The sequence below is a fragment of the Pseudomonas brassicacearum subsp. neoaurantiaca genome, assembly GCF_013608025.1.
GTDB lineage: Bacteria > Pseudomonadota > Gammaproteobacteria > Pseudomonadales > Pseudomonadaceae > Aquipseudomonas.
Genome location: NZ_VDLV01000031.1, coordinates 75,373 through 95,976, shown reverse-complemented (window position 1 = coordinate 95,976; position 20,604 = coordinate 75,373). Strand labels below are relative to the sequence as shown.

General features: G+C 61.3%; 20 protein-coding genes. 15 read left to right on the top strand and 5 right to left on the bottom strand.

What is annotated here, in order from left to right; translation table 11 throughout:
- Nucleotides 1–311: 311 nt before the first annotated feature.
- Together FHK92_RS17115 and FHK92_RS17110 are read right to left on the bottom strand one after the other, a co-directional pair.
- Entirely contained in the window at nt 312–962 is a 651-nt protein-coding gene (locus FHK92_RS17115; protein ID WP_181289097.1) for an HAD family hydrolase, read from the bottom strand.
- 176 nt (nt 963–1,138) lie between these two features.
- Nucleotides 1,139–1,684: a gamma carbonic anhydrase family protein gene (locus FHK92_RS17110; RefSeq protein WP_181289096.1), complete on the bottom strand. Its 546-nt coding sequence runs from the start codon at nt 1,682–1,684 to the stop codon at nt 1,139–1,141.
- Between the two features lie 99 nt (nt 1,685–1,783).
- Between FHK92_RS17110 and prlC the strand changes: the two genes are divergently transcribed.
- The 3 genes from prlC to FHK92_RS17095 all read left to right on the top strand — a co-directional run bounded on the left by prlC (nt 1,784) and on the right by FHK92_RS17095 (nt 6,242).
- The gene (gene prlC / locus FHK92_RS17105) at nt 1,784–3,835 is read left to right on the top strand and encodes an oligopeptidase A (RefSeq protein WP_309109610.1); all 2,052 of its coding nucleotides are present in this window, start codon (nt 1,784–1,786) and stop codon (nt 3,833–3,835) included.
- Nucleotides 3,832–4,110: a YheV family putative zinc ribbon protein gene (locus FHK92_RS17100; RefSeq protein ID WP_018600854.1), complete on the top strand. Its 279-nt coding sequence runs from the start codon at nt 3,832–3,834 to the stop codon at nt 4,108–4,110. The genes prlC and FHK92_RS17100 overlap by 4 nt, the downstream gene beginning before the upstream one ends.
- Before the next feature lie 119 nt (nt 4,111–4,229).
- Nucleotides 4,230–6,242 carry a M3 family metallopeptidase gene (locus FHK92_RS17095; protein ID WP_181289094.1) on the top strand — a complete coding sequence of 671 codons (2,013 nt, stop codon included), beginning with the start codon at nt 4,230–4,232 and terminating at the stop codon, nt 6,240–6,242.
- Here FHK92_RS17095 and FHK92_RS17090 read toward each other — a convergent pair.
- A complete protein-coding gene (locus FHK92_RS17090; RefSeq protein ID WP_181289093.1) occupies nt 6,218–6,898 on the bottom strand; it encodes a phosphatase domain-containing protein in 681 nt (226 codons plus the stop codon). The genes FHK92_RS17095 and FHK92_RS17090 overlap by 25 nt on opposite strands.
- A gap of 181 nt (nt 6,899–7,079) precedes the next feature.
- On the opposite strand from FHK92_RS17090, the gene FHK92_RS17085 reads away from it, so the two are divergent.
- The 3 genes from FHK92_RS17085 to FHK92_RS17075 all read left to right on the top strand — a co-directional run bounded on the left by FHK92_RS17085 (nt 7,080) and on the right by FHK92_RS17075 (nt 10,702).
- Entirely contained in the window at nt 7,080–8,138 is a 1,059-nt protein-coding gene (locus tag FHK92_RS17085) for a PA0069 family radical SAM protein (RefSeq protein ID WP_181289092.1), read from the top strand.
- 211 nt (nt 8,139–8,349) lie between these two features.
- The gene (locus FHK92_RS17080; protein WP_030139152.1) at nt 8,350–9,081 is read left to right on the top strand and encodes a carbonic anhydrase; all 732 of its coding nucleotides are present in this window, start codon (nt 8,350–8,352) and stop codon (nt 9,079–9,081) included.
- A gap of 91 nt (nt 9,082–9,172) precedes the next feature.
- Nucleotides 9,173–10,702, top strand: a complete 1,530-nt coding sequence (locus tag FHK92_RS17075) for a SulP family inorganic anion transporter (protein ID WP_181289091.1) — start codon at nt 9,173–9,175, stop codon at nt 10,700–10,702.
- A 173-nt stretch (nt 10,703–10,875) separates the two neighbouring features.
- On the opposite strand, the gene FHK92_RS17070 is transcribed toward FHK92_RS17075, so the two are convergent.
- Nucleotides 10,876–11,526: a hypothetical protein gene (locus FHK92_RS17070; protein WP_181289090.1), complete on the bottom strand. Its 651-nt coding sequence runs from the start codon at nt 11,524–11,526 to the stop codon at nt 10,876–10,878.
- 373 nt (nt 11,527–11,899) lie between these two features.
- On the opposite strand from FHK92_RS17070, the gene coxB reads away from it, so the two are divergent.
- The 4 genes from coxB to FHK92_RS17050 all read left to right on the top strand — a co-directional run bounded on the left by coxB (nt 11,900) and on the right by FHK92_RS17050 (nt 16,287).
- Nucleotides 11,900–13,027 (top strand): cytochrome c oxidase subunit II, encoded by a 1,128-nt coding sequence (gene coxB / locus FHK92_RS17065; RefSeq protein WP_181289089.1) that lies wholly within the window; start codon nt 11,900–11,902, stop codon nt 13,025–13,027.
- 82 nt (nt 13,028–13,109) lie between these two features.
- Nucleotides 13,110–14,702 carry a cytochrome c oxidase subunit I gene (gene ctaD, locus FHK92_RS17060; protein ID WP_181289088.1) on the top strand — a complete coding sequence of 531 codons (1,593 nt, stop codon included), beginning with the start codon at nt 13,110–13,112 and terminating at the stop codon, nt 14,700–14,702.
- A gap of 121 nt (nt 14,703–14,823) precedes the next feature.
- Complete coding sequence (locus FHK92_RS17055) at nt 14,824–15,375, top strand: cytochrome c oxidase assembly protein (protein ID WP_181289087.1); 552 nt, start codon at nt 14,824–14,826, stop codon at nt 15,373–15,375.
- 24 nt (nt 15,376–15,399) lie between these two features.
- Nucleotides 15,400–16,287, top strand: coding sequence for a cytochrome c oxidase subunit 3 (locus FHK92_RS17050; protein ID WP_181289086.1), 888 nt, complete (start codon nt 15,400–15,402; stop codon nt 16,285–16,287).
- An 8-nt stretch (nt 16,288–16,295) separates the two neighbouring features.
- Here FHK92_RS17050 and FHK92_RS17045 read toward each other — a convergent pair whose 3' ends face one another.
- Nucleotides 16,296–16,499: a twin transmembrane helix small protein gene (locus tag FHK92_RS17045; protein ID WP_181289085.1), complete on the bottom strand. Its 204-nt coding sequence runs from the start codon at nt 16,497–16,499 to the stop codon at nt 16,296–16,298.
- Between the two features lie 70 nt (nt 16,500–16,569).
- Here FHK92_RS17045 and FHK92_RS17040 point away from each other — a divergent pair, with 70 nt between their 5' ends.
- Genes FHK92_RS17040 through FHK92_RS17020 form a run of 5 tightly spaced genes read left to right on the top strand, consistent with a single transcriptional unit; the run spans nt 16,570 to nt 20,475 of the window.
- Nucleotides 16,570–17,307 (top strand): SURF1 family protein, encoded by a 738-nt coding sequence (locus tag FHK92_RS17040; RefSeq protein ID WP_181289084.1) that lies wholly within the window; start codon nt 16,570–16,572, stop codon nt 17,305–17,307.
- Entirely contained in the window at nt 17,273–17,866 is a 594-nt protein-coding gene (locus FHK92_RS17035; protein ID WP_181289083.1) for a hypothetical protein, read from the top strand. The genes FHK92_RS17040 and FHK92_RS17035 overlap by 35 nt, the downstream gene beginning before the upstream one ends.
- A 10-nt stretch (nt 17,867–17,876) precedes the next feature.
- Nucleotides 17,877–18,956, top strand: a complete 1,080-nt coding sequence (locus FHK92_RS17030; RefSeq protein WP_181289082.1) for a COX15/CtaA family protein — start codon at nt 17,877–17,879, stop codon at nt 18,954–18,956.
- Entirely contained in the window at nt 18,944–19,843 is a 900-nt protein-coding gene (gene cyoE, locus FHK92_RS17025; protein ID WP_181289081.1) for a heme o synthase, read from the top strand. The genes FHK92_RS17030 and cyoE overlap by 13 nt, the downstream gene beginning before the upstream one ends.
- Complete coding sequence (locus tag FHK92_RS17020) at nt 19,840–20,475, top strand: SCO family protein (protein WP_181289080.1); 636 nt, start codon at nt 19,840–19,842, stop codon at nt 20,473–20,475. Before cyoE ends, FHK92_RS17020 begins: the two co-directional genes overlap by 4 nt.
- The last annotated feature ends 129 nt before the right edge of the window (nt 20,476–20,604 follow it).

The window sequence follows — 20,604 nt, the reverse complement described above, 5'->3', positions numbered from 1 at the left end:
ACCCCGTGGCGAGGGAGCTTGCTCCCGCTCGGTTGCGCAGCGACCGCAAGATTTTGGGGCCGGTTCGCAGGCCAGCGGGAGCAAGCTCCCTCGCCACGCTTTTTGAGATCCAGCAATTGATCGAGCTGGGTTCGTTGCTGGCTAACCGGGCGTTGGATAACGTCGCCCCACAATAGCCGCCGCACCATCAAACCCCGTGGCGAGGGAGCTTGCTCCCGCTCGGTTGCGCAGCGACCGCAAGATTTTTAGGGCTGCTGCGCAGCCCAGCGGGAGCAAGCTCCCTCGCCACGGGTTTGCGCTGGCTTTAGTTTTCAGGTTCGCAGGAACGCCCGGTGCATCTCGTCCAGTGTCTGGAAGTGGTGCACCGGGTTTTCTGCGTTCAGTTCTTCGAAACTGCCGAACCCATACCCCACCGCTGCGGCGTCGAGGCCGTTGCTGCGGGCGCCGATCAGGTCGTGTTTGCGGTCGCCGATCATCAGGGTGTTGGCCGGGTCGAGGCTTTCTTCGGCCAGGAGGTGGGCGATGAGCTCGACTTTGTTGGTGCGGGTGCCGTCCAGTTCGCTGCCGTAGATCACTTTGAAGTGCCGGGCGAAGTCGAAGTGGCGGGCGATTTCCCGGGCGAAGATCCACGGTTTGGAGGTGGCGATGTAGAGCTGCCGGCCTTGGCCGCCGAGGGTTTCCAGCAGGGGCATGACGCCGTCGAATACGCGGTTTTCATACAGGCCGGTGACTTTGAAGCGTTCGCGATAGAAGTTCACCGCTTCCCAGGCTTTCGCTTCGTCGAAGTCATAGAACTGCATGAAGGCTTGCAACAGCGGCGGGCCGATGAAGTGTTCGAGGCGGGTGAGATCGGGTTCGTCGATGCCCAGTTTGCCCAGGGCGAATTGGATCGAACGGGTGATGCCTTCCCGTGGGTCGGTGAGGGTGCCGTCGAGGTCGAAGAGTATGGTTTGGTAGTGCATGGCGATCCTGGCAGTGGCGTCAATTCAGCGGAGCCGTGGCGAGGGAGCTTGCTCCCGCTTGAGCGCGAAGCGCTCACAAAAAATGGGTCTGCTGCGCCCGAAGCGTCGGACCGGCCCAGCGGGAGCAAGCTCCCTCGCCACGATGAATCAAACAAGTAAGAACGGTGACGACCCCATCAAGGTTGGTCGTAGCCTTCGGCCAAGTGCAAATCCTTGAGCTTCACGTAGTTCGCCGCGCTGTAGGTGAAGAACGCTTGCTCCTTGTCGGTCAGCGGCCGGGCCTGTTTCACCGGGCTGCCGACGTACAGGAAACCGCTCTCCAGGCGCTTGCCCGGCGGCACGAGGCTGCCAGCGCCGATGATGACGTCGTCCTCGACCACCGCGCCGTCCATGACGATGCTGCCCATGCCGATCAGGATCCGGCTGCCGACGGCGCAGCCATGGAGCATGACCTTGTGGGCGACGGTCACGTCGTCGCCAATCAGCAACGGGAAGCCGTCGGGGTTGAACGGGCCGGCGTGGGTGATGTGCAGCACGCAGCCGTCCTGGATGCTGGTGCGCGCACCGATGCGGATGCGGTGCATGTCGCCGCGAATGACCGTCAGCGGCCAGACGGAGCTGTCTTCGCCGATTTCGACGTCGCCGATCACCACCGCGGTGCTGTCGACAAAAGCCCCAAGGGCAAGCTTCGGGCTGTGATTCTGGTACGTGCGAAGGGTCACGATAGGCTCTCTCTTATCGGGTGATAGGCGCTGCTAGCTGCGGTGAAGGTCGATTGTAATTAAGATGGGCCCATGTTTCTTCCAGCGAAGGTGTCAACCGTGAGCGTGAACAACCCTCTTTTGCAGCCCTACGACCTGCCGCCATTCTCGGCGATCCGTGCCGAGCACGTGCAACCGGCCATCGAGCAGATCCTGGCTGACAACCGTGCCGCCATCGCCGAAATCCTCAAGACTCAAGTCAAGCAGCCTACCTGGGCCGGCCTGGTGCTGGCGATGGATGAGCTCAATGATCGCCTCGGCGCGGCCTGGAGCCCGGTGAGCCACTTGAACGCCGTGCGCAACAGCCCGGAATTGCGCGAAGCCTATGAGGCGTGCCTGCCGGCGCTGAGTGCCTACTCCACCGAACTGGGCCAGAACCGTGAGTTGTTCCAAGCGTTCGAAGCCCTGGCGAACAGCCCCGAGGCGGCCGGTTTCGACGTGGCGCAGAAAACCATCCTGGAACACTCGCTGCGCGATTTCCGCCTGTCGGGCATCGACCTGCCGCCCGAGCAGCAGAAGCGCTACGCCGACGTGCAAAGCAAGTTGTCCGAGCTGGGCAGCCGCTTTTCCAACCAATTGCTCGACGCGACCCAGGCCTGGACCAAGCACGTCACCGACGAAGCCGCCCTCGCCGGCCTGACCGATTCGGCCAAGGCGCAAATGGCTGCAGCCGCCCAGGCCAAAGGGTTGGATGGCTGGCTGATCAATCTGGAATTCCCTAGCTATTACGCAGTAATGACCTACGCCGAGGACCGCGCCCTGCGCGAAGAAGTCTACGCGGCCTACTGCACCCGCGCCTCGGACCAGGGCCCGAATGCCGGCCAGAACGACAACGGCCCGGTGATGGAGCAGATCCTCGACCTGCGCCAGGAGCTGGCCCACCTGCTGGGCTTCGCCAATTTCGCCGAGTTGAGCCTGGCGACCAAGATGGCCGAATCCAGCGACCAGGTGCTCAGCTTCCTGCGTGACCTGGCCAAGCGCAGTAAACCGTTCGCCGCCCAGGATCTGGAACAACTGAAGGCGTTCGCCGCCGAACAAGGCTGCCCCGACCTGCAAAGCTGGGACAGCGGTTTCTACGGCGAAAAACTCCGCCAGCAACGTTACAGCGTCGCCCAGGAAGCCCTGCGCGCGTACTTCCCGATCGACAAGGTGCTGAGCGGCCTGTTTGCCATCGTGCAGCGTCTGTACGGTATCGAGATTGCCGAGTTGAAGGGCTTCGACAGCTGGCACCCGGACGTGCGCCTGTTCGAGATCAAGGAAAACGGCCAGCACGTCGGCCGCTTCTTCTTCGACCTCTATGCCCGCGCCAACAAGCGTGGCGGCGCCTGGATGGACGGCGCCCGTGATCGTCGTCGCACCTTCGACGGCGAACTGCAAAGCCCGGTCGCCAACCTGGTGTGCAACTTCACGCCGGCCGACAGCGGCAAGCCAGCGTTGCTGACCCATGACGAAGTCACCACGCTGTTCCACGAATTCGGCCATGGCCTGCATCACCTGTTGACCCGTGTTGAACATGCCGGTGTGTCGGGCATCAATGGCGTGGCTTGGGACGCCGTCGAGCTGCCGAGCCAGTTTATGGAAAACTGGTGCTGGGAGCCTGAAGGCCTGGCGCTGATTTCCGGCCACTACGAAACCGGTGAGCCGCTGCCCCAGGACCTGCTGGAAAAAATGCTCGCGGCGAAGAATTTCCAGTCCGGCCTGATGATGGTTCGCCAGTTGGAGTTCTCGCTGTTCGACTTCGAGCTGCACGCCACCCACGGCGACGGCCGTAGCGTATTGGAAGTGCTCGAAGGCGTGCGCGACGAGGTGTCGGTGATGCGTCCGCCGGCCTACAACCGCTTCCCGAACAGCTTTGCGCACATCTTTGCTGGCGGCTACGCAGCGGGTTACTACAGCTATAAGTGGGCGGAAGTGCTCTCGGCCGATGCATTCTCCAAGTTCGAAGAGGACGGTGTGCTCAACGCCGACACCGGTCGTGCCTTCCGCGAGGCGATCCTGGCACGCGGCGGTTCCCAGGAGCCAATGGTGCTGTTCGTCGACTTCCGTGGCCGCGAGCCGTCGATTGACGCACTCTTGCGCCATAGCGGCCTGAGTGAGGACGCGGCAGCATGAGCGAGGGGCCTGTGATTACCAAACGACGCTTTATCGCCGGGGCGGTCTGCCCGGCGTGCAGTGAGCCGGACAAGTTGATGATGTGGAACGAAGACGGCGTGCCTCATCGCGAATGCGTGGCCTGTGGTTATTCCGACACGCTCAACGAGCAAGGCCTGTCGGTGCCCAAGGAATTGGGCACTCGGGTCAACACATCGGCGCTCAAGGCGCCCGATGCGAAAGTCCAGGCGGTGCAGTTTTTCCCCAACCCCAAGTTGAAGAAAAAAACCGACTGAAATTTCCAGCATCACCTTTCGGGCCGCCCGGCCCGAAAGCTATACATATATACCGCAAGGTCCCATCGCTTCCTCTTCAGACTGGTCCGACACGTCCAAACTGAAAGGAAGCATCTGCCGTGTCATATGTAGAAAACCCGTTGCTGCAAACCTACGACCTACCGCCCTTCGCGGACATCCAGGCCGAACACTTCTCCCCCGCCCTCGACCGAATCCTGGCCGAAAGTCGAGATAAAGTTGCTGACATCATCGCCAGCCAAACCCCTTTTCCAACCTGGGATGACCTGGTCTTGGCGATGGATGAAATCCACACTCGCCTGGAAGGTTTCGGCTATCTGCTCAACCTCCTGAGTGGGATCCGGGACGGCGAACCCTGGAAGCAGGCGTCGCTTGATTGTGGAACCCGATTAATTGATTTTCGCACTGAACTGCAAAAAAACGCCGAGCTCTTTCAGCTTTACGAGCGCCTGGAGAAAAGCGAAATAGGGAACAATTTCGAACCGGCGCGCCGAAGAGTCCTGGCGAAGAACCTACTGCAGTTTTGCGAGAACCTGCCCTGTATGGCGGGGACAGACCAGAATCAGGTAAAGCTGCGCATTGCCAACGCCGAGCAACTTTTTTGGGAGCAACTGCAAGCTGCAAACAAAGCCTGGACCCTGCCCATCGTCGATGAGGGCCAGCTCAGCGGCTTGCCGGCGGCATTCAAACAGCGCATGGCCCACCAGGCAAACAAGGCCGGGCAAACGGGGTGGTTGCTGACCCTTGATGATGAGTCACGTCGCATCGTGACCCTCTACGCCGACAATCGCTCGCTGCGCCAGCAAATCCACGAGGCCTACTGCACGCGGGCTTCCGATCAAGGACCGCAGGCCGGCGAGTTCGACAATGGGTTGGTACTCAAGCAGTTGCTGGACGATCGTCACCAATACGCCAACCTGTTGGGTTATTCGGATTTCGCTCGGATGACTGTCGCGTCGGAGCAGGCCCAGTCCCCAGAAGAGGTGATGGCATTCCTGTCTGCGCAACTCCAATCACAGCAGAGCACGTTCAACCGGGATGCCGAACAGCTGAAAGCCTTCGCCAGGGAACAAGGCCTCAGCGAGCCCGAACCCTGGGACTACCCGTACCTTGCGGAAAAACTCCGCCACCAGGCGGCTGGCACTTCACAGCAAGCGCTGAGTGCCTGGTTTCCATTGGACGTTATCTTTCCCAAGCTGCTGGCAATCGCGACGGATCTGTTCGCAGTGGATTTCATCGAACGCAAGGATGTGCCGACGTGGGATCCCGATGTGCGCCTGTTTGAAGTCTCGGAAAAAGGGTCGTGTATCGGTTATATCTATTTTGACCCCTACGTGGCCGATGGCCGGGACGGTTACTCCCAGACCACGACCATTCGCGACCGCCAGGTAACCGCCGAAGGTCAACTCCGTCGCCCCATCGCCGTCCTGCATGGCTGGTTGCCACGGGGAACAGCCGCGAATCCGATGCTGCTCGACCATCTGCAGCTGCGCATTCTTTTCCATGAGCTGGGTCATTGCTTGCAACAAGTCCTGAGCCAGGCCAACTATCGGGACATCTCGTCGATCAATCGACTCTCCCGCGATTCGGCCGAATTCGCCGGATGCTTGTTCGAACAGTGGTGCTTCTCCAAGGAATGCCTCGTGCGCGTATCGACACATCACCAAACCGGAGCACCCTTGCCTGACGAGATGGCGGATCAACTGATCACCCTCGTCACGACCCAGGCCAGTTGGGAGGCCGCCGGCAACTTGCGAAATGCGCTGTTTGATTTCGAGTTGCACCGTACTCACGGTGATGGGCGCAGCGTCCAGCAAGTATTCAAGCAGGTCAGTGAACAGATAAGCCATTTGCCAGTGATTGCCAACTCACGCCTGGCCAATGGGCTGGACTACCTGGTGACAGGTTACGAAGCAAAAATGTATGCCTATCTATGGGGCACTGCCCTGGCCGAGCGGGTGTTCAATAGGTTCAAGCGTGACGGGGTGTTCAACGCGACGACCGGCAAGGCGTTTCGGCAACACGTCCTTGGGCCGGGCGATTCAAGGCCGTTGTCCGAATCTATCGCCGCGTTCCTGCAGTCGACCGATCATCGTGACGGAGCCACCACTTGAGGGTCGAGATGATGCGCCGTCGTGGTTGAGTTGACCCAACTCTTCAGCGAACAAAGCGCAAAGACGCTGGTGCTGCAATCGCCGTTAGCCAGCGCTACGCGGAGTTTGTCGACATCGGCCTGCATCATGTAGCGCACGCCGTCCTTGAAGTGATGGCTGTCGCCGAAGCCACCTTCGGTCATTTCGTTCAAGGCGTCCTCTTTGCTCCAGCCCTGGACCACCACCCGGTACATGGCGGCCACCAGCCCGGTGCGGTCCGAGCCGTGCTTGCAGTGCATCAGCACCGGGCCCTTGGCTTCGGCCGCCTGGACCGCGCGCAAGGCCCGGAGGATGTCGCTGTCATCGACATGATTGGTGCGATAGGGCAACTGCACCTGCTCGACACCGGGAGTGGACAGCCAGCGCTTGTCCGACTCCGGCAGGAAGGTAATGACCGTGCCGATCCTGAGCTTGCTCAGCAAGGGCAGCGCCCCGCCGTCCGGCAGCGAGCTGCGGTAGAGCGTCGGTGACATCTGGTAGAGGTTGTAGTCCTTTCCCACTGGCTGCGCCCATTCAGCGGGCCGAGCCTCGGTGGAATCGGCCGCTTGGGCGGATGCCTCGGCCAGCCCGACGAACAAGGCCAGGCAGAGGAGTGAACGGAAACAGAGCTTGAGCATGCACGAGCGACCGAAGGCGAAGGGGTACGAGTTGTCCAGTGTCGGCTCGTTTCGGTTAAAAGCCTGTGAGCAGAACGTCAAAGGGTTGTGAAGGTTCGTCAGGTTATGGGCTGCCGAATGGCACTGGCCTTAATCGAACGCAACGAATACTGTATGCGCATACAGCTATCGGAGTATTCCCATGTCCGCCTCCCTTCCACCGCGCGGGCGCGGCACCGCGACCAACCCGCATAACCGCTTCGCCCCGAGCCGTTCGGTGGCCGAGGACGACGGCTGGTATCAGGAAGTCCCGCCGACCCAGGGCACCGAAGTGCGCATCGAAACGGCCAAGACCATCATCACCCGCAACACCTCCACGGACATCCCGTTCGACCGCTCGATCAACCCCTACCGAGGCTGCGAACACGGTTGCATCTACTGCTATGCGCGGCCCAGCCATGCCTATTGGGATATGTCGCCGGGGCTGGATTTCGAAACCAAGCTGATCGCCAAGACCAACGCCGCCGATGTGCTGGAAGAACAATTGTCCCGGCGCGGCTATCAATGCGCGCCGATCGCGCTGGGTTCCAACACCGATCCTTATCAGCCTATCGAGCGTGAGCAGCGCATCACCCGGCGGATTCTGGAGGTGCTGCTGCGCTATCGGCACCCCGTCACGATTGTCACCAAGGGTTCGCTGATCCTGCGCGACCTGGACTTGCTGACCGAACTGGCGCAACAACGCCTGGTGCACGTGATGATCAGCCTGACCACGCTGGACGATGAGCTCAAGCGCATCCTCGAACCCCGCGCGGCGGCGCCCAAGGCCAGGCTGCGGGCGATAAAAGTCATGCGCGAGGCGGGCGTCCAGGTGGGGGTGCTCTGCGCGCCGATGATCCCGATGATCAACGACAGCGAGATCGAGAACCTGCTGGCCGAAGCCCATGCCGCCGGGGCGCAGAATGCCGCCTATGTCATGCTGCGCCTGCCCTTGGAAGTGGCGCCGCTGTTCGAAGAATGGTTGCAGGCGCACTACCCGCAGCGCGCCGCCCATGTGTTGAGCCTGGTGCGCCAGAGCCGGGGTGGCGAGCTTTACGACAGCCGGTTTGGCGTGCGGATGCGCGGCGAAGGCCCTTTTGCGGATTTGCTGGCCCAGCGCTTCACCAAGGCGCTTAAACGTCTGGGGATGCAGCGACGCGACGGCTACGATCTCGATTGCGCAGCCTTCTGTCCGCCGGGGCGACAGATGTCGTTGATTTAAATACAGTTCGCTTTAAATTGGAGCTTGAACATTGCGAGGTGCAAACATCCGTGGCGCTTTGTTTACGCCTCGTAGGACGCGTCCTAGAGCCTTCGATTTCAGTTTGAGTTAAGTTTCGGCCGCTACCTTGTTCATCGAGTGACTGACGGGTCGAGCACTTCGGCCTGGATGTTTTTTAACCAGCCACTGGCGTCTCAAAGAGGATGAATTCATGAGTGACAAGGATAAACAGCCGTTGGCTGCGTCGGCTTCAGCCCAACCCGAGGCGGAAACCGCCGATGCAGCGCTGCAGCACATTGTTGACGGCTTTTTGCATTTCCATCACGAGATCTTTCCCCAGCAGGAAGAACTCTTCAAGAAACTCGCCACCGCCCAGAAACCCCGGGCGATGTTCATCACCTGCGCCGATTCGCGCATCGTGCCCGAGTTGATCACCCATAGCTCTCCTGGCGACCTGTTCGTGACCCGTAACGTCGGTAACGTCGTTCCGCCTTACGGCCAGATGAACGGTGGCGTTTCCACCGCCATCGAATACGCCGTGCTGGCCCTCGGCGTGCAGCACATCATCGTCTGCGGCCATTCAGATTGCGGTGCCATGCGTGCCGTGCTCAACCCCGACACCCTGGAAAAAATGCCGACGGTCAAGGCCTGGCTGCGCCACGCCGAAGTCGCCAAGACCATGGTCCACGACAACTGCCCGTGCGGTGATGAAAAGCAGACCATGCCCATCCTCACCGAAGAAAACGTCATCGCGCAGTTGCATCACCTGCGAACGCACCCCTCGGTGGCTTCGCGCATGGCCAGCGGCCAGTTGTTCATCCACGGCTGGGTGTACAACATCGAGACGAGCGAGATCAAAGCCTTTGATGCGGACCAGGGCTGTTTCCTGCCGCTCGATGGCAGCCATCCGATACCGGTGGCGACGCCCAAAGCGCGCTTCTAACCACTCCTAATCATCCTTGTATGGTTCAAGCCTTGCCGCCATTAGAGCGGTAGGGCCTCGCCATGCCTGAAGAAACTTCGGGAGAGTCGCCATGCGTGCTGCTCAATTAAAAGCTGTTCTGCCACGGGAGCTGCTGGCTTCGGTGGTGGTGTTTCTGGTGGCGCTGCCCTTGTGCATGGGCATTGCCATTGCGTCGGGCCTGCCACCGGCCAAAGGCCTGATTACCGGGATCATTGGTGGTCTGGTGGTGGGTTTTCTGGCCGGCTCCAAGCTACAGGTCAGCGGCCCTGCCGCCGGGTTGGCAGTGTTGGTCTTCGAACTGGTGCGCGAGCATGGCGTGGCGATGCTCGGGCCGATCCTGTTGCTGGCCGGTCTGCTGCAATTGCTGGCGGGGCGTTTTCGCCTCGGCTGCTGGTTCCGGGTCACCGCGCCCGCCGTGGTGTACGGGATGCTCGCCGGTATCGGCGTGCTGATTATCTTGTCCCAGGTCCATGTAATGCTCGATGCGGCACCCAAACCTTCGGGCCTGGATAACCTCGCAGCGTTCCCTGCTGCGGTCGCCCAGGCGTTGCCGTCCTTTGGCTGGCAGGCCGGCTTGCTCGGTTTGTCGACGATTGCGGTGATGTGGCTGTGGGAAAAGTTTCGTCCTCACACGCTGCGCTTCATTCCCGGCGCCCTGCTCGGCGTGGGCCTGGCAACGGTTGCCAGCCTGTTGCTGGCCTTGCAGGTCAAGCGTGTGGACGTTCCGGAAAACATGGCCGAGGCCATCGACTGGCTGCGCCCGGCGGACTTGTTGAACCTGGCCGACCCTACGCTGTTGATCGCCGCGTTCGCAGTGGCCTTCATCGCCAGCGCCGAAACCCTGCTGTCGGCCGCTGCCGTGGATCGCATGCACAGCGGCGAACGGGCGGACTTCGACCGGGAATTGTCGGCCCAAGGTATCGGCAACATGCTCTGCGGTTTGCTCGGCGCGCTGCCGATGACCGGAGTGATTGTGCGCAGTTCGGCCAACGTCCAGGCCGGGGCCACCACGCGGATGTCGACGATTTTCCATGGCCTGTGGTTGTTGCTCTTCGTGCTGTTGCTGTCCAGCGTGCTGCAAAGCATTCCGGTGGCGAGCCTGGCCGGTGTGCTGGTCTACACCGGTTTCAAACTGGTGGACCTCAAGGCATTCCGCAGCCTGGGTCGTTATGGGCGGATGCCGATGTTCACGTACGCCGCGACGGCATTGGCGATCATCTTCACCGACCTGTTGACCGGCGTGCTGATCGGCTTCGGCCTGACCCTGGTGAAACTGGCCTGGAAAGCCTCGCGCCTGAAAATCAGCCTGATCGACTTGCCGCAGGAAGGCGAGATGGAGCTGCGACTGGTCGGTGCGGCAACGTTCCTCAAGGTTCCGGCGTTGACCCAAGTGCTGGGCACCATCCCCGAGGGCGCGACGGTGCATGTGCCGCTCAATAACCTGAGCTACATCGACCACTCGTGCCTGGAATTGCTCGAAGAATGGGGCCGGGCGAATGCCAGCAAGGGTTCGAAGCTGTTGATTGAATCCCGCGGGCTCAAGCGTCGGTTGGAAGGGCGGTTGCGCACGACGGTGGGGGTTGGCGCAGCCTCTGCCTGACACCTCACTCCCAAAGGAGCTGGGTGTAGGGCACATGATTCATGAACACCACACACTCAATGTGGGAGCGAGCTTGCTCGCGATAGCGCTGGGTCAGTCAACTGCTATGTGGCTGATCCAATGCAATCGCGAGCAAGCTCGCTCCCACAGGGGGTTTATATGTGCCTGTTGGATCAAGCCGCTGGCTGGTCCAGCTCCAGGCCTACGCCCAAGCGACGGGACATGCATGGCCAGCGCTTCCAGGCCGCGCCGGTCTGCGGGCTGCTGAGCTTCTCGCGATAGGCTTCCACCGACTCCAACGCAAAGGTTTCGTCGTTGAGCATCTCATCGAACGTGTGATGCACCACTTCGTCGAGCTGGTTGGCAAATGCCTCGCCGATCAACTGGTGGGCGATCAGGTTGGCGACCGTCATGTCCAAGGGGATCAGTGGCTGGCCGAAATGCTTGATGTAGAGGTCGTTCACCTCTTCGACGAAGCGGTGCGCCAGATAGGCTTCATCCAACAGGCTGTCGAGCCCGACATGCCCGGCCATGATCGTCGGCGGCTGGAGGAAATACTGCTCGGCAATCTTCAGGACCGGTTTGATCTGCGACTCGATACCCGCCTCCCTCGCGACTTCGTTGGCCGCGTCCAGCAGATCGGGCACTTCGTCGATGTAGGCGCTGACAAAACGCGCCAGGACATCGTTGGCGTTCACGTCTGGCAGTTGAATGGCACGGTGCAAGTGCGGCAGCTGGGCTTCCAACTGACGGGTCAACTGGCCGGTCTCGGCTTCGTGTTGTTGGGCTTTTTGGATCTGCTCGCGCAATGCGGCGGTGTTCATGACAACTCCAGGAAACAACAGGCAATGAAATAGGAATGACATAACTTAGCTGGCGCAAAAAGACTCCTAAGACCTATTTTTCATAACCACCCCTTCCTTGCTGCGTCGCCGTTATATCGGTTTGCCATCACTCAGGTTGCATCCTTCTCCATTCGTGGGCTCTAGCGCAAGCCCCGGCTGTTTCAAACGATTTACGCCATCGCGTTGCGAGGTTGCAGGTGCTGTCTATACTCGGGTTGGAATGGAGTTAGCTGATGACACCCGATTGCATGTGCAGCAAGGCGCGGCGAGTCAATTAAGCAGTCTGAAAAGCCGATCCCTTGCCGCAGGCTTTACGCCTACGGGATAACAAGAACGATAAGGGGAACCCGCAATGACGCGACATCCACACGTATGGATGGGCCTCCTGTTGTGGTCGATTTTCAGCCAGGCGCAAGCGGCCTGGACTGTGAATATGGCGCCTGGAGCCACACAGATCAGCAACGCAGTCTTCGACCTGCACATGACCATTTTCTGGATCTGTGTGGTCATCGGCATCATCGTCTTCGGCGCCATGTTCTGGTCGATGATGATGCACCGCCGCTCAACCGGCCAGAACGCCGCGCACTTCCACGAAAACACCCGCGTCGAAATCCTATGGACCATCGTGCCCTTCCTGATCCTCGTGCTGATGGCAATTCCGGCCACCGCCACGCTGATCAAGATGTACGACTCCAGCGAGTCGGACATCGATATCCAGATCACCGGCTATCAGTGGAAGTGGCATTACAAATACCTGGGCCAGGACGTCGAGTTCTTCAGCAACCTGACCACCCCCGCCGAACAGATTCATAACCAGAGCGCCAAGGGCGAGCATTACCTGCTGGAGGTCGACAAGCCGCTGGTGCTGCCGGTCGATGCCAAGGTGCGCTTCCTGGTGACCTCCGCCGACGTGATCCACTCGTGGTGGGTGCCGGCCTTCGCGGTCAAGCGCGACGCCATTCCCGGGTTCGTCAACGAAGCCTGGACCCGCGTCGACAAGCCCGGCATCTACCGCGGCCAATGCGCCGAGCTGTGCGGCAAGGACCATGGCTTCATGCCGATCGTGGTGGAGGTCAAGAGCAAGCCCGACTATGAAAAATGGCTGGGCGAACGCAAGGCCGAAGCCGCGCAGCTCAAGGAGCTGACCACCAAGGAATGGACCTTGGACGAGCTCAAGGAACGCGGCGACAAGATCTACCACACCACCTGCGTGGCCTGTCACCAGGCTGAAGGCCAGGGCCTGCCGCCGATGTTCCCGGCGCTCAAGGGTTCGAAGATCGCCACCGGACCCAAGGCTGATCACCTGAGCCTTGTCTTCCACGGCAAGCCTGGCACCGCCATGGCGGCGTTCGGCAAACAGTTGTCGGAAGTCGATATCGCCGCGGTCGTGACCTATGAACGCAACGCCTGGGGCAACAACAAGGGCGACATGGTTACGCCTAAAGAAGTGCTGGAACTCAAACAGGCGGAAAGCAAATGAGCCGGCCTGACGCTTGTTCCTATAACCGGTCGGGGCTCACTGCCCCGCGCCGTCCAGCCCACTCGTTCGAAGGAGACAGGACATGAGTGCTGTGATCGATGACCACGGTCATGCCGGCGCCGACCACGCCCACGGCCCCGCCAAGGGCCTGATGCGCTGGGTACTGACCACCAACCACAAGGACATCGGCACCCTGTACCTGTGGTTCGCGTTCTCGATGTTCCTGCTGGGCGGCTCTTTCGCCATGGTAATCCGCGCCGAGCTGTTCCAGCCCGGCCTGCAGATCGTGGAGCCGGCATTCTTCAACCAGATGACCACCATGCACGGCCTGGTGATGGTCTTTGGCGCAGTGATGCCGGCGTTCGTCGGCCTCGCCAACTGGATGATCCCGCTGATGATCGGCGCGCCGGACATGGCCCTGCCGCGCATGAACAACTTCAGCTTCTGGCTGTTGCCCGCGGCGTTCCTGCTGTTGGTCTCGACGCTGTTCACACCCGGCGGCGGGCCGAACTTCGGCTGGACGTTCTATGCGCCGCTGTCGACGACCTATGCGCCGGAAAGCGTGACGTTCTTCATCTTCGCCATCCACCTGATGGGCATCAGCTCGATCATGGGCGCGATCAACGTGATCGCCACCATCCTCAACCTGCGCGCCCCCGGCATGACCCTGATGAAAATGCCGCTGTTCGTCTGGACCTGGCTGATCACCGCGTTCCTGCTGATCGCGGTGATGCCGGTGCTGGCCGGTTGCGTGACGATGATGCTGATGGACATCCACTTCGGCACCAGCTTCTTCAGTGCCGCCGGCGGTGGTGATCCGGTCTTGTTCCAGCACGTGTTCTGGTTCTTCGGCCACCCCGAGGTGTACATCATGATCCTGCCGGCCTTCGGGGCCGTCAGCTCGATCATCCCGGCGTTTTCGCGCAAGCCGTTGTTCGGCTACACCTCGATGGTCTACGCCACGGCCGCCATTGCGTTCCTGTCGTTCATCGTCTGGGCGCACCACATGTTTGTGGTCGGCATCCCGCTGGTGGGCGAGCTGTTCTTCATGTACGCGACCCTGCTGATCGCCGTGCCCACCGGGGTGAAGGTGTTCAACTGGGCCAGCACCATGTGGCAGGGCTCGCTGACCTTCGAGACGCCGATGCTGTTCGCCGTGGCGTTCGTGATCCTGTTTTCCATCGGCGGTTTCTCCGGGCTGATGCTGGCCATCGCCCCGGCGGACTTCCAGTACCAGGACACCTACTTCGTGGTCGCGCATTTCCACTACGTGCTGGTGCCCGGAGCGATCTTCGGGATCTTCGCCTCGGCCTACTACTGGCTGCCGAAGTGGACCGGCCACATGTACGACGAAACCCTCGGCAAGCTGCACTTCTGGCTGTCCTTCATCGGCATGAACATGGCGTTTTTCCCGATGCACTTCGTCGGCCTGGCGGGCATGCCTCGGCGGATTCCCGACTACAACCTGCAGTTCGCCGATTTCAACATGGTCTCGTCCATCGGCGCGTTCATGTTCGGCACCACGCAGATCTTCTTTCTGTTCATCGTGATCAAGACCATCCGCGGCGGCCCCGCAGCACCGGCCAAACCATGGGACGGCGCCGAAGGGTTGGAGTGGAGCGTGCCGTCGCCGGCGCCGTATCACACGTTCACCACGCCGCCGGAAGTGAAATAGATGACACCGGGGCCTTATGTGGGAGCGAGCTTGCTCGCGATAGCGGTGTGTTTGACACACCGAGTCGCTGCTATCGCGAGCAAGCTCGCTCCCACAGGGTTCTGGGTAGGGACTGGAAATCATGGCTGATTCGATCTCGCTGAAGAAACTGGTCACCCGCCTGCTGCTGGTGGTGGTGGCCATGTTCATCTTCGGGTTTGCCCTGGTGCCGATCTACGACGTGATGTGCAAAGCGTTCGGCATCAACGGCAAGACCGCCGGGCAGTACGAAGGCGAGCAGACCGTGGATGAATCGCGGCAGGTCCGCGTGCAGTTCCTGTCGACCAACGCGGTGGACATGGTCTGGGATTTCTACCCCAAGGGCGAGCAGTTGGTGGTCAAGCCAGGGGCGGTCAACGAGATGGTGTTCGTTGCCCACAACCCTACTGACAGGCCGATGAGCGCCCAGGCGGTTCCAAGCATCTCGCCGAGCACTGCGGCGGCGTATTTCCACAAGACCGAATGTTTTTGTTTTACCCAGCAAGTGCTGCAACCCGGCGAACGCATCGAAATGCCCATGCGCTTCATCGTCGACCGGGACATGCCCAAGGAAGTGAAGCACCTGACGCTGTCCTACACGCTGTTCGATATCACTGCCCGTCATCCTCCGGTGGCTGTAAACACTGACCGATAGCGTGCCCGATAAGGAGAACAATAAATGGCAACTCATGAGCACTATTACGTCCCGGCCCAGAGCAAATGGCCGATCATCGCCACGGTCGGGATGTTCGTCACGGTGTATGGCCTGGCGACCTGGTTCAATGACTTGAAGGCGGCGCGCCCCGAATCCCACGGGCCGCTGATCTTTTTCGTCGGCGGCCTGCTGGTGGCCTACATGCTGTTCGGCTGGTTCGGCGCGGTGGTCAAGGAAAGTCGCGCAGGCTTGTACAGCGCGCAGCTCGACCGCTCGTTCCGCTGGGGCATGAGCTGGTTCATCTTTTCCGAGGTGATGTTCTTCATCGCGTTTTTTGGCGCGCTGTTCTACGTGCGCATGATCTCGGCTCCAGCCCTGGCGGGCGAAGGCCCCAAAGGGCTGGCCCATATGCTCTGGCCCAGCTTCGAATACGCCTGGCCCTTGCTGAACAACCCCGACCCGAAACTCTTCCCGGCGCCCAAGGAGGTGATCAGCCCCTGGGGCTTGCCGCTGCTCAATACGGTGCTGCTGGTCAGTTCGAGTGTCACCGTCACCATCGCCCACCACGCGCTGAAAAAAGGCCATCGCGGCGCGCTCAAGCTATGGCTGGCGATTACCGTGCTGCTGGGCTGCGCCTTCCTGGGCTTCCAGGCCGAGGAATACATGCACGCCTATAAAGAGCTGGGCCTGACCCTGGGCTCCGGCGTCTACGGCGCGACGTTCTTCATGCTCACGGGCTTTCACGGCGCCCACGTCACCATCGGCACGATCATCTTGTTCGTGATGCTGATGCGCATCATGCGCGGGCATTTCGACAACGAGCATCAGTTCGGCTTCGAGGCCGCGAGCTGGTATTGGCACTTTGTCGATGTGGTGTGGATCGGCCTGTTCATCTTCGTCTACGTGCTCTGAGGCAGTGCCTACCAAGGCGCATGGGAGACCAACTGGCCGCTGAAAAAACCCCAGGCGATCAAGCCGACGGTGACAGCGGCCAGGGAGACACGAATCGCCAGGGCAATGACCAAGCGATTGGAATCGCTTTGGTCCTTGACCAGAAAAAACAAGCCGCTGAACAGGCTGACAATCGTGGCGATCAGCATCAGGACGATGGCTGCTTTGAGCATTGAGGACACTCCGGGGGGACGCGATGCACGTGAGTATAGCTATCCCGTTGAACCGCTTTCGGGCGACGCCATGAAAGGCTTCCGGCCGGGCATCGTGCCGTCATTGGTGGTGGCCGTGCTGGTGCCGGTGATGGTGTGCCTGGGGTTCTGGCAATTGAGCCGCGGCGAGCAGAAGCGCGTGCTCATGGACACCTACGCCGAGCGCCGCGTGGCGCAACCGATGGACAGCACCGAACTGACGCACACCCCCGACCCAGCCTTTCGGCCGATCACGCTGCACGGCCAGTTCGATGCCGAACACAGCATCCTGCTGGACAACCGCCAGCACGACGGCAAGGTCGGCGTCGAGTTGCTGCAGCCGTTCCTCGACCACGCCAGCGGATTGTGGCTGCTGGTCAATCGTGGCTGGTTGCCTTGGCCGGACCGCCGCACCCCGCCCGTCTTCAGCACGCCGGAACAGCCGGTCGATCTGCAAGCTTGGGTCTATGTCGCACCCGGCGCCACGTTCCAACTCCACGCCGACCCGGCTGGCGCACCGTGGCCGCGACTGGTCACCGCCGTCGAGCCGGACAAGCTCTGGACCGAATTGGGTCGCGGCGGTTTCGCCCATGAATTGAGACAACAAAGCGGTCCCGGCGCCTACCGGACCGATTGGCCGGTGGTTTCCATGGGCCCGGAAAAACACCTCGGCTATGCCGTGCAGTGGTTCGCCATGGCGGCGGCGCTGTTTGGCCTTTTCCTTTATCTCGGATGGCACAACGCAGGGAGACACCATGGGGAACACCATGAATCCAACCAACACGTCTGAGGCGCCCGTGGCGCAAAACCGCCGCAAGGGACGCATGCAACTGTTACTGATCGTGCTCGGGGTGATCGGCCCGATGATCCTCGCCACCGGCATGTACAAATTCCAGTTCTGGGTGCCCGACAGTCGCAGCTACCACGGCGAGCTGATCGGTAACGGCCAGACCCGCGCCGAGATTGGCGTGCAGGCCGATGAGCAGCGCTGGCAGATCCTGGTGACGGCGCCGCAGGAATGTTCGGTGGATTGTCGGCAACTGATCTATCTGGCCCGGCAGGTACAGATCGGCCTCGGCCGCGATGCCGCCCGTGCCAGCCACGCCCTGGCGATCGCGCAACCGTTGGACGGTGAATATGAGGCACAGTTGAAACGCGAATACCCCCAGTTGCAACGCTATCCGCTGGACCTGCCGGCCTATCAGAAAGGCGCCCAGGGCTCTGGCGGTGCGCAACTGTGGATCATCGACCCGCACAGCAATCTGGTGCTGCGCTATGACGCCCGGGTCAAGGGCAAGGATCTGCTCAACGACCTGCGCCACCTGCTGAAACTGTCGAACATCGGCTGAGGGCATCGACATGGCCAAACCAGGATTTCGCCTCGCGCTGTTCGCCACGTTGTTGGCATTGATCGTCGTTCTGCTGGGCGCCTACACCCGGCTGACCCACGCCGGTCTCGGTTGCCCCGACTGGCCCGGTTGCTACGGTTTCATCAGCGTGCCCAAGGGCGAAGCCCAACTGGCCCATGCCGAGTTGCACTTTCCCGACACGCCGGTGGAAGCGCATAAAGGCTGGAACGAGATGATCCACCGGTATTTCGCCGGGACCCTGGGGCTGTTGATCACCACCCTCGCCGCCCGGGCCTGGATGAACCGCCGTCACCCCGGCCTGCCGTTGAAATTGCCGCTGTTCCTGCTGGCGGTGGTGTTCGCCCAAGCGGCGTTCGGCATGTGGACCGTGACCCTCAAGCTTTGGCCGCAAGTGGTCACCGGGCATCTGCTCGGCGGCTTCGCAACGTTGAGCCTGCTGTTTCTGCTGACCTTGCGATTGTCCGGCGTCTTGCCCGCGCTGACCGTCCCCAAGCGTCTGCAATATTGGGCCACGGCCGGGCTGCTGTTGGTGATCGGCCAGATCGCGCTGGGCGGTTGGGTCAGTTCCAATTATGCCGCCGTGGCCTGCATCGATTTCCCCACCTGTCACGGCCAGTGGATGCCGCCCGCCGATTTCGCCAATGGCTTTCACCTGACCCAACACATCGGCCCGAACTACCTGGGCGGGCAACTGGACAGCGACGCCCGCACCGCCATCCACCTGACCCACCGCATCGGCGCGCTACTGGTGACGATCGTGCTGCTGGGGCTTGCCTGGCAGTTGAAAACGGTGGGCATGACCCGACTGGCGGGGCTTGTCCTCGCGGCACTGGCGGCACAAATTACCTTGGGAATAAGCAACGTCGTGTTTCATCTGCCGCTGCCGGTAGCGGTGGCCCACAACGCCGGGGGCGCCGCACTGCTGCTGACCCTGGTGCTGGTCAATTATCACGCCCGCACCAGCCTGGTCCGGGTCAAGCATCAGGTCCCGCTGCGTTGGCGCTTCAATCCTCATAAGCACGGCGTCGGGCCCATCACGATAAAAGGAGAGATGCCATGGCAACCTTGACCGGTGAACGCCACAGCCAGGCGATCTGGCGCGATTACCTGGAGCTGACCAAGCCCAAAGTGGTGGTGCTGATGCTGATCACCTCGCTGGTCGGCATGTTCCTCGCCACCCGCGCCGGAGTACCGTGGACGGTGCTGGTGTTCGGCAACCTGGGCATCGCCTTGTGCGCGGGCGGCGCGGCGGCGGTCAACCATGTGGTGGACCGGCGCATCGATGCGGTGATGGCGCGCACCCACAAGCGGCCATTGGCGGAGGGCCGGGTCTCGCCGGCCGCCGCGCTGACCTTCGCCCTGGCGTTGGCCGTCGCCGGGCAGGCCATATTGCTGATATTCACCAACGCGCTAACGGCCTGGCTGACCCTCGCCTCGCTGCTCGGTTACGCCGTGATCTACACCGGTTTCCTCAAGCGAGCCACGCCGCAGAACATCGTCATCGGCGGCCTCGCCGGCGCCGCTCCACCGCTGCTGGGCTGGGTCGCGGCCACCGGTCACGTCAGCGCCGAACCGTTGCTGCTGGTGCTGATCATCTTCGCCTGGACCCCGCCGCACTTCTGGGCGCTGGCGATTCATCGCAAGGAGGAATACGCCAAGGCTGACATCCCGATGCTGCCGGTGACCCACGGCGAGCACTACACCAAGATCCATATCCTGCTGTACACCTTGGTGCTGCTGGCGGTGAGCCTGATGCCGTTCGTGATCCAGATGAGTGGGTTGATCTATCTGGTCTGTGCGCTGGTGCTGGGCGCCCGGTTCCTGCAATGGGCCGTGGTGTTGTACCGTGGCAGCCGGCCGCAAGCGGCGATCAACACGTTCAAGTACTCTATCTGGTACTTGTTCCTGCTGTTCATCGCCCTGCTCGTAGACCATTACTTACTGTTGAGCCTATGACCCGAACCCAGAAAACCGTCTTCATCCTCGCGGCCGTGATCGCATTGATCCTCGGCCTGACCATCAACAAGGTGCTGTCCAGCAAAGGCCAGGGTGACCCGACCGCATTGATCGACGCCGGCATCATCCTGCTGCCCCAGAGCCGCAACCTGCCGGACGTTAAAATGACCGACCAGGACGGCCAGCCCGTGGCGATGGACGGGTTGAAAGACAAATGGAGCCTGCTGTTCTTCGGCTACACCTTCTGCCCGGACATCTGCCCGACCACCCTCGCCCAACTGCGCCAGATCAAGAGCGAGCTACCGCCCGAGGCTGTGGATAAATTGCAAATCGTGCTGGTGAGCGTCGACCCCAACCGCGACACGCCCAAGCAGCTCAAGCAATACCTGGGCTACTTCGACCCACAGTTCAAAGGCCTCACTGCCGCCTCGGTGGAAGACCTGCAGAAACTCGCCAATGCAGTGAGCATCCCGTTCATCCCGGCAGACACCAGCAAGCCCAACTACACGGTTGACCACAGCGGCAACCTCGCCGTGATTGGCCCGGACGGTACCCAGCGTGGGTTTATTCGTGCGCCGTTGAACAATCAGAAATTGGTGGCGCAGTTGCCGGAGATGCTCAAGCGTAAATAGTAGGAAGCGCAACCGTTGTGGCGAGGGGATTTATCCCCGCTGGGCTGCGCAGCAGCCCTAAGACAGTGAACTCAATCTTTGTGACATACCGAGTTGGCTGGTTTGGGGCCGCTACGCAGCCCAACGGGG

Excerpts from the sequence above, each read along its gene's own strand:
- FHK92_RS17115 (WP_181289097.1), bottom strand. The coding sequence starts at position 962 with ATGCACTACCAAACCATACTCTTCGACCTCGACGGCACCCTCACCGAC.
- FHK92_RS17100 (WP_018600854.1), top strand. The coding sequence starts at position 3,832 with ATGAGCGAGGGGCCTGTGATTACCAAACGACGCTTTATCGCCGGGGCG.
- FHK92_RS17090 (WP_181289093.1), bottom strand. The coding sequence starts at position 6,898 with ATGCTCAAGCTCTGTTTCCGTTCACTCCTCTGCCTGGCCTTGTTCGTC.
- FHK92_RS17085 (WP_181289092.1), top strand. The coding sequence starts at position 7,080 with ATGTCCGCCTCCCTTCCACCGCGCGGGCGCGGCACCGCGACCAACCCG.
- FHK92_RS17080 (WP_030139152.1), top strand. The coding sequence starts at position 8,350 with ATGAGTGACAAGGATAAACAGCCGTTGGCTGCGTCGGCTTCAGCCCAA.
- FHK92_RS17075 (WP_181289091.1), top strand. The coding sequence starts at position 9,173 with ATGCGTGCTGCTCAATTAAAAGCTGTTCTGCCACGGGAGCTGCTGGCT.
- FHK92_RS17070 (WP_181289090.1), bottom strand. The coding sequence starts at position 11,526 with ATGAACACCGCCGCATTGCGCGAGCAGATCCAAAAAGCCCAACAACAC.
- coxB (WP_181289089.1), top strand. The coding sequence starts at position 11,900 with ATGACGCGACATCCACACGTATGGATGGGCCTCCTGTTGTGGTCGATT.
- ctaD (WP_181289088.1), top strand. The coding sequence starts at position 13,110 with ATGAGTGCTGTGATCGATGACCACGGTCATGCCGGCGCCGACCACGCC.
- FHK92_RS17055 (WP_181289087.1), top strand. The coding sequence starts at position 14,824 with ATGGCTGATTCGATCTCGCTGAAGAAACTGGTCACCCGCCTGCTGCTG.
- FHK92_RS17050 (WP_181289086.1), top strand. The coding sequence starts at position 15,400 with ATGGCAACTCATGAGCACTATTACGTCCCGGCCCAGAGCAAATGGCCG.
- FHK92_RS17045 (WP_181289085.1), bottom strand. The coding sequence starts at position 16,499 with ATGCTCAAAGCAGCCATCGTCCTGATGCTGATCGCCACGATTGTCAGC.
- FHK92_RS17040 (WP_181289084.1), top strand. The coding sequence starts at position 16,570 with ATGAAAGGCTTCCGGCCGGGCATCGTGCCGTCATTGGTGGTGGCCGTG.
- FHK92_RS17035 (WP_181289083.1), top strand. The coding sequence starts at position 17,273 with ATGGGGAACACCATGAATCCAACCAACACGTCTGAGGCGCCCGTGGCG.
- FHK92_RS17030 (WP_181289082.1), top strand. The coding sequence starts at position 17,877 with ATGGCCAAACCAGGATTTCGCCTCGCGCTGTTCGCCACGTTGTTGGCA.
- cyoE (WP_181289081.1), top strand. The coding sequence starts at position 18,944 with ATGGCAACCTTGACCGGTGAACGCCACAGCCAGGCGATCTGGCGCGAT.
- FHK92_RS17020 (WP_181289080.1), top strand. The coding sequence starts at position 19,840 with ATGACCCGAACCCAGAAAACCGTCTTCATCCTCGCGGCCGTGATCGCA.